Source organism: Brevibacterium sp., assembly GCF_031179145.1.
Taxonomy (GTDB): Bacteria; Actinomycetota; Actinomycetes; order Actinomycetales; family Brevibacteriaceae; genus Brevibacterium.
Genome location: NZ_JAPSIB010000019.1, coordinates 91,960 through 98,667, shown reverse-complemented (window position 1 = coordinate 98,667; position 6,708 = coordinate 91,960). Strand labels below are relative to the sequence as shown.

Genomic DNA, 6,708 nt, shown 5'->3' with positions numbered 1-6,708 from the left:
GCGTTTTCGTGAGATGTGCTCGCCGAGGTGACGGCTCGTTGCCGTCGCGCGCGGAACCGACGGCACTAACAGGCACGGATCAGTGTGGGATTGCAGACAATGTGCCCGATTTCTAGCCGTTTTTCAGCTTCGGCCACTATTGTTACCTGTAGGTAACTTATTCTGCGTTCGCCGCGACAGTGTACTGTGCTGGAACTGAACGAGCGAAATCGTACTCGCGGTGCACCGGTCGACGCAGGTACACATCAGGGGAGCAGAGAATGCACAGCCATCTGCGCACAATCGCCGAAACGACAGCCGACACGACACACGACACCACAGGCGGGGCTGCAGAGCCCGGAGGCAGTGGGATCAGCCTCCGGGGTTGGAGCCTCAACGGAAAGCAGGGAGAGGTCTTCGCCGACGTCGACCTCGACGTCCCCGCCGGCTCGGTCGCGATCATCCGCGGCGCAGCCGGAACCGGAAAGACCTCCCTGCTGCTGTCGCTGGCCGGCCGGATGCACGTCTCGGCAGGATCCGGCAGCGTCGGTGAGTATGACATCCGCAAGCAGGCTCGGGCCGTGCGCTCATGCGTGTCAGTCGGTCACGTGGCCGGCCTGACCGACCTCGAGAAGGACTTCACAGTCGCCCAGCATCTGGCCGAACGTCTCATCATGCTCCAACCCTGGTACAAGCCCTGGGTCTCGAAATCAACACTGCGAGAAGTCATCGGGACGATTCGGGACACGATCACCTCCGCCACGGAGGTCATCGACCGATTACCCCCGGACACCTTCTCCACCGCTGACGCCGAGGACGCCGACTTCCTCATCGACGCCGAGGGGGCGACCTTCGTCTCCGATCTCAGCGAGTTGCAGAAATTCCTCCTCGAGTTCAGCCTGTCGAGTCTGTCCCAGCCACCCGTGATCGTGCTCGACAACATCGATTTCCTGCGCGAGCGCAGGGACCGGGCCAGGGCGTGGGCCGGTCTGCTCATCTACCAAGAGCTGCGCCGGAAAAGAGATCCCGACAATCCGCTGACGCTCATCGTGACCTGCGAGGACTCCGGCGACGTCGACCTCGTCCTCGAATCGCTGCAGGCAGAGATCAGACCCGCTTCGGTGATCGAGTGCGAACTCAGCTAGCCGCGGGTCCGCGACACCGGCATCTGCGTCGCGTCGGCAGCTCTCATTCCGCACCATCCCTCCCTACCCCCCAGATTCAGCTTAAGGTGACTTCTCAATGTTCTCCCTCCCGTGGTTAGAGCTCACTCGCTTCAAACGGCACACGATCACGCGTCTGGCGATCATCGTCGTCGCCGTCATCCCGGCGATCTACGGCGGCCTCTACCTGGCCTCGAACTGGGCGCCCACGGATCACCTCGACCGGCTGCAGGCTGCCGTGGTCAACCATGACACAGGTGCCGAGAAGCCGAAGTCGGACGGAGAGCGCATCAACGCCGGCGACGAACTCGTCGACAAGATCACGCCGGAGGGCGAAGGCGGGTTCGACTGGCAGGAGACCTCGGCGAAGGAAGCCGATGAGGGGCTCGCCGAGGGGCGCTACTTCGCGATCCTCGAGATCCCCTCGAACTTCTCCGAGCGGCTCGTCTCCACCGGAGGCGACGACCCCGAGCAGGCCGGTCTTGAGCTGCGCACCGACGATGCCCACAACTACATCGTCGGTCAGCTGGCGGGAACCGTTCTGGGAGAGATCAAGTCGGGTCTCAATGAGACCACCACCTCGGAATACGTGTCCGAGGTCTATGTCGGCTTCAACGACATCCACTCGTCGATGGAGAAGGCCGCAGACGGAGCGAGTCAGCTCAACGACGGAGCGGTGGAGCTCCACGACGGCACCGGCACTCTGGCCCAGGGCGCCCACGACCTCGACAAGGGTGTGGGCGATCTGGGCAAGGGGATCGGCGACCTCGACGACGGCGCCGCCCAACTCGTCAAGGGCAGCGGCGACCTCAAGGACGGTGCCGACCAGCTCTCGAAGGGCACCACGGACGCGAAGAAGGGAGCGAAGAAGCTCTCGGACGGCGCCTCCCAGGTGGCTGACGGCACTGCGCAGCTGCACGACGTCGCCGACCAAGCGACCGATAAGGCCGAGGATCTGAGGGGAAAGGCCGGCGACCTCGTCGATGGGGCTCGGCCGAAGCTGAGCAAGGCCGAAGAGGACTTCGACTCCGCTCGCACCACAGTGCGCGGCGACATGGCCGACCGCATCGCGCAGCTCGAGAAGGACTACCCGGACGATCCGAATGTGGCCAAGCTCGCCGAGGAGATGCACGGCCTGGGCGAGGACCTCGACGGCGCGCACAAGCGTGCTTCGACCGCCGTCGACGACGCCCGTGACCTCGAGGAACCGGTCACGAAAGCCGTCGACGAGGTGATGGGCAAGATCAATTCCGCCGACCAGAAGATCGGCGAGCTCGACGACGGCGCCCACCAGGTCGCCACCGGTGCCGGCGATCTGCACACGGGTCTGAAGAAGCTCGACACCGGGGCAGGGCAGCTGGCGCAGGGTGCCGGCGACCTCCACGACGGGACCGTCAAGCTCAAGGACGGAACCAGGCAGGCGAAGGACGGCGCCGGGAAGCTCAAAGACGGTTCTTCACAGTTGGCCGAGGGGTCGACCGAGCTGGACAAGGGCGCCGGGAAGCTCGTCGACGGGTCGAAGGAACTGGCCGACAAGCTGACAGAGGGCCTCGAGCAGATCCCGACCTATGACAAGGCCGACCGCGAGCACCGCTCGGACGTCGTCGCCGTTCCCGTTGACGCCGACAAGGTCAAGAACAACGCCGTCGACGTCTACGGCGAGGGCCTGGCCGCCTTCTTCGTGTCCCTGGCGCTGTGGATCGGCGGGATGATCACCTACATGGTCATCAACGCGATTCCCTACCGGGCGCTGGCGTCATCGGCGAAGTCGACCCGCATCGCCTGGGCGGGCTACGTGCCCGGCCTGCTGTTCGGCATCGCTCAGGTGGCAGTGCTCTACGCTGTGCTCACCTTCGCCCTCGACTTCACCGCCGGAGCATGGCTGTGGACCCTGCTGTTCTCGATCCTGGTGGCCGCCAGCTTCCACGCCGTTCATCAGTTCTGCGTCGCACTGCTCGGGGGAGTGGGGCGGCTCGTGGCGCTCGTGCTGCTGATGATCCAGATCGCCTCGGCAGGCGGGACGTATCCGGTGCAGACGGCGCCGCCGATCTTCCAGGCAATCTCTCCGTTCCTGCCGATGACTCACGCAGTGACCGGCCTGCGGACGTTGATTGCCGGCGGCGACATGTTCATCGCGGTCCAATCCGCGGCGGTGCTCCTGTTGATGACGGTGATCTTCCTGCTCGCGACCGTCTGGACATGCAGCAAGAAGCGCATGGTGACCTTGACGCAACTGCACCCGAGTTTGTCTCTGTGAGGAGGGGCGCGGTCGGGTGAGTCAGTTCCCCGATGCGGGGGAAGTCTCTGCCCGGGGAGGGCGGTCATGCTCGAAGCATGAACTCTGCAGCGCGCACTCGACTGATCGTGGGATATCTCGCGATCGCCATGATCCTGCCGTACTTCCTGCTCAAGATCGCCTGGATCATGGGATCGACGATCGGCATCGCCCGCGTGTCCCCGCTGGACGCCGAGGTGGTGCAGGGCGGGAACGTCATCACCGCAGCCATGGAGGTGCTCGCGGGAGCGATCATCCTCGCGTTCACTCATTCCTGGGGCTCTCGCGTGCCCGCCTGGCTGGTGCTCCCTCCAGTCTGGGTGGCGATCGGTCTGCTGACGCCGTTCGTGTTCACCGGGCCCGTCGTCGCCGTTTCCGTGCTCAGCGATCCCCGCTCCGTCGGTGATGGCACCCTCGCGCCGTGGGTCGGGCCAGTGGTCTACGGAAGCTTCGGGGCGCAGGGGGTCGGCGTCGCCGTAGCGTTCGTGCTCTATGCCCGTGACCGTTGGCCGCAGGTGCTGCGGAGTCGCATCGCAGTTCTTCCGAAGGGCCGGAACCGGCCTGCATTGGTAGTCTTCGCCTGGCTGGTCACGGGATTGTGCGTCCTCATCGCGATCGTCCGGTCCTTCTGGGCTCTCGGCTCGACCTGGGGGCTGCCGGATCGGCTTGTCCTGAGCAGAGGGTTTGCGGACCACGTGGCCGAAGCCGGGACGGCGCTGTTCGCTCTCGCCGCTGCCGCGGGACTGCTCGCACTGGTCCAACGTCGCCCACGTCATGTCTCCACGGGGGTGCCGATCGCGCTCGCCTGGATCGGAGGCGGAGCGGTGTTCGGAAGCGGCGTTTATCCTCTGGTGCTGCTCCTCACCGAGATCGCAGGATCAGGGGAGTCCGCGATGCCGGTCGGCGTCGAACCCTTCGTCGACCTCATCCAAACGTTGACCGGGACCGTGATCGCGGTCGTCGGCGCCGTCCTCCTGGCCGAGCTGGCGGGACGAGACGAGGATATTCAGTCGGTGCGATTCGTGGACAGGATGCAGAATTCGATGTCCTCGGGGTAGTTCGCAGCGAGGTGCCCGGCCTGGGATCGGTCTCAGTCGAAATAGCGGGTGTACCGGCGCGGGTCGGCGAGGAATCTGCGCCAGTGGTCGACCATGTCGAGACTCTCCCACGACTCCTCGCGCAATCCCCAATCACCGACTTCGACGAGTTTCGCGCCTTCCGCGCTCGCCAGGATCGGGGAGTGGGTGGCAATGACCGTCTGCAGGCCGTCCTGTTCACGTTCCCGGACGAGCTGCAGGAGGGAGAGCGAGGTGGTGAATGACAGCGCACTCTCCGGTTCGTCGAGAATCCACAGTCCCTGTTCCATGAAACGTCCGGAGAGCATCTCGATGAACATCTCGCCATGGGACTGCTGAGAGTAGGTGTGTGCCCGAAGCGCTCCGATCTCCATCAGATAGGTCATGTTCTCGTGCATGGTCTCGGCGCGGAGGAAGAATCCGCCTCTGGTCGCTCCGGCTCCGCGCACGATCTGCAGGTGATCGGTCAGCTCAGGGGGCGCCTGGGCGTGAGGACGTCCTTCCCAGGAGGTTCCGCCTCCGTGGGGGAGATCGAGTGTCGTCGCCAGCGCCTCGATGATGGTCGATTTTCCGGAGCCGTTCTCGCCGACGAAGACCGTCGTCGGCGAGAACTCGAATCCCGCGAGGAGGTCGCGGACTGCAGGCAGATCCCGGAGCCAGGGGCTGAGTTCAGGAGGTGCGTGTGCGTGTCGGTGCACTGAGCGCAGAGGGAGGCTCCACGCGAGTGGAGAGGCGTCGGGGTGCCGAGCGGAGTCCATGTCCGGAACCCTAGCCGGCGGTGCTGACCCGGCCCCCGATTCGGCGCCCGACTCAGCCGAGGGCCAGCCGCAAGGCGAGGATCACCAGCACGATTGCGATGAGCACGTCGATGATCTGCCATATCCTCGGTCTGGCCAGGTGCGCTGACAGAGCCCTGGCGCCGTAGCCGATGCAGAGGAACCAGGTGAGCGAGCCGACCATGGCGCCGATCGTGAACGGCCAGACGCCGCTGGGGCCCTGCTGATTGGCGAGATTGCCGAGCATGACGACCGTGTCGAGATACACGCCGGGATTGAGGAATGTCAGCGCCAGGGTCGTCGTCACCACGGCGCCGAGACTGCGCTGGACAGCGTCCGCCTGCAGCCCGGCTGCGGTCCGCGCCGAGCGCAGGCTCGCCCATGCGAACCACAGGAGGTAACCGACTCCGAGCCACCTCAGCACCTCGAGAGCCCACGGTGCCAGAAGGATGATCGCGCCGATGCCCACCGTTCCGGCTGCGATGAGCAGGATGTCGGCGAGGATGCAGATCGTGAGCACTGTGCCAAGATGCTCGCGGCGGATCCCCTGCCGCAGGACGAGCGCATTCTGAGGACCGACGGCGATGATGAGCGACCAGCCCGAGAGGGTTCCGCTGACGAGGTGAGTGAGCACCTCGACAGACTACGGTCGGTGGAATGAGAAGGAAAACAACTGAACCTGCATCTGATGCAGAATATCTTCATGAACATCGAGCAGGTCCGGTCCCTGGCGGCGGTCGTCGACGAGGGCACAGTCGAGGGCGGCGCGTTCGTCCTTGGAATCACCCCCTCGGCGATGAGCCAGCGGATCCGGACGCTGGAGTCACGGCTGGGCCAGGTTCTCATCCGCCGCGCCAATCCAGTCACCGTCACCGAGGCGGGGGAGGCGGTCCTCAAATACGCGCGGGAGATCGAGCTGCTCGAATCCGAGACCATGGACCGTCTGCACAGCCTGACGGTGGGTGCGGACAGTGCATCGAGTGCTGAGGATCCGTCAAAACCAGCGCCGACCATTCTGCGGATCGGGGTCAACGCCGATTCGATGTCGACGTGGTTCCGACCCGTCTTCGCCGAGGTGGCCGACTGGGACGACATCGTCATCCGGATCGAGGTCGTCGACCAGGACAAAGCTCTGCCGCTGCTGACCTCGGGGGAGGTGCTGGGGACCGTCACCTCGGAGAGCAGGAGCGGGTACGGGACGCGAGCGGAGAAGCTCGGTACGATGCGCTACGTCGCGGTCGCGACAACTGGCCTCGTGGAGAGATTCGGAGCGCGACCTGCGCCGTCGGGCCCGCGCCGGCATCTCGGCGCCGAGGTGGACCTCGGATCGATGCCGATGGTCAAGTTCGGCCGGGACGACGATCTGCAGCTCGACTTCCTCGCTCGGGCAGGCGTCGCCGCCACTCCTCCGGTGTCAGTGGTGCCGAGCTCATGAGAGT

Annotated in this window: 6 protein-coding genes; 4 read left to right on the top strand and 2 right to left on the bottom strand. The window is 65.2% G+C overall.

What is annotated here, in order from left to right; all coding sequences use genetic code 11:
• Positions 1-260 precede the first annotated feature (260 nt).
• The 3 genes from RIT73_RS14095 to RIT73_RS14085 all read left to right on the top strand — a co-directional run bounded on the left by RIT73_RS14095 (position 261) and on the right by RIT73_RS14085 (position 4,475).
• On the top strand, positions 261-1,124 hold the full coding sequence (locus RIT73_RS14095; RefSeq protein ID WP_309132723.1) for an ATP-binding cassette domain-containing protein: 864 nt from the start codon (positions 261-263) through the stop codon (positions 1,122-1,124).
• 97 nt (positions 1,125-1,221) lie between these two features.
• Positions 1,222-3,399, top strand: coding sequence for a YhgE/Pip domain-containing protein (locus RIT73_RS14090; protein WP_309132722.1), 2,178 nt, complete (start codon positions 1,222-1,224; stop codon positions 3,397-3,399).
• A gap of 77 nt (positions 3,400-3,476) precedes the next feature.
• Positions 3,477-4,475 (top strand): hypothetical protein, encoded by a 999-nt coding sequence (locus tag RIT73_RS14085; protein ID WP_309132721.1) that lies wholly within the window; start codon positions 3,477-3,479, stop codon positions 4,473-4,475.
• Positions 4,476-4,507: 32 nt separating this feature from the next.
• Here RIT73_RS14085 and RIT73_RS14080 read toward each other — a convergent pair whose 3' ends face one another.
• Together RIT73_RS14080 and RIT73_RS14075 are read right to left on the bottom strand one after the other, a co-directional pair.
• Positions 4,508-5,251 carry an AAA family ATPase gene (locus RIT73_RS14080; RefSeq protein ID WP_309132720.1) on the bottom strand — a complete coding sequence of 248 codons (744 nt, stop codon included), beginning with the start codon at positions 5,249-5,251 and terminating at the stop codon, positions 4,508-4,510.
• A gap of 52 nt (positions 5,252-5,303) precedes the next feature.
• Positions 5,304-5,903 carry a LysE/ArgO family amino acid transporter gene (locus RIT73_RS14075; RefSeq protein WP_309132719.1) on the bottom strand — a complete coding sequence of 200 codons (600 nt, stop codon included), beginning with the start codon at positions 5,901-5,903 and terminating at the stop codon, positions 5,304-5,306.
• 69 nt (positions 5,904-5,972) lie between these two features.
• Here RIT73_RS14075 and RIT73_RS14070 point away from each other — a divergent pair, with 69 nt between their 5' ends.
• On the top strand, positions 5,973-6,704 hold the full coding sequence (locus RIT73_RS14070; RefSeq protein WP_309132718.1) for an ArgP/LysG family DNA-binding transcriptional regulator: 732 nt from the start codon (positions 5,973-5,975) through the stop codon (positions 6,702-6,704).
• The last annotated feature ends 4 nt before the right edge of the window (positions 6,705-6,708 follow it).

Bases quoted from the DNA above. Each gene is read 5' to 3' on its own strand.
- RIT73_RS14095 (WP_309132723.1), top strand. From the start codon at position 261: ATGCACAGCCATCTGCGCACAATCGCCGAAACGACAGCCGACACGACA.
- RIT73_RS14090 (WP_309132722.1), top strand. From the start codon at position 1,222: ATGTTCTCCCTCCCGTGGTTAGAGCTCACTCGCTTCAAACGGCACACG.
- RIT73_RS14085 (WP_309132721.1), top strand. From the start codon at position 3,477: ATGAACTCTGCAGCGCGCACTCGACTGATCGTGGGATATCTCGCGATC.
- RIT73_RS14080 (WP_309132720.1), bottom strand. From the start codon at position 5,251: ATGGACTCCGCTCGGCACCCCGACGCCTCTCCACTCGCGTGGAGCCTC.
- RIT73_RS14070 (WP_309132718.1), top strand. From the start codon at position 5,973: ATGAACATCGAGCAGGTCCGGTCCCTGGCGGCGGTCGTCGACGAGGGC.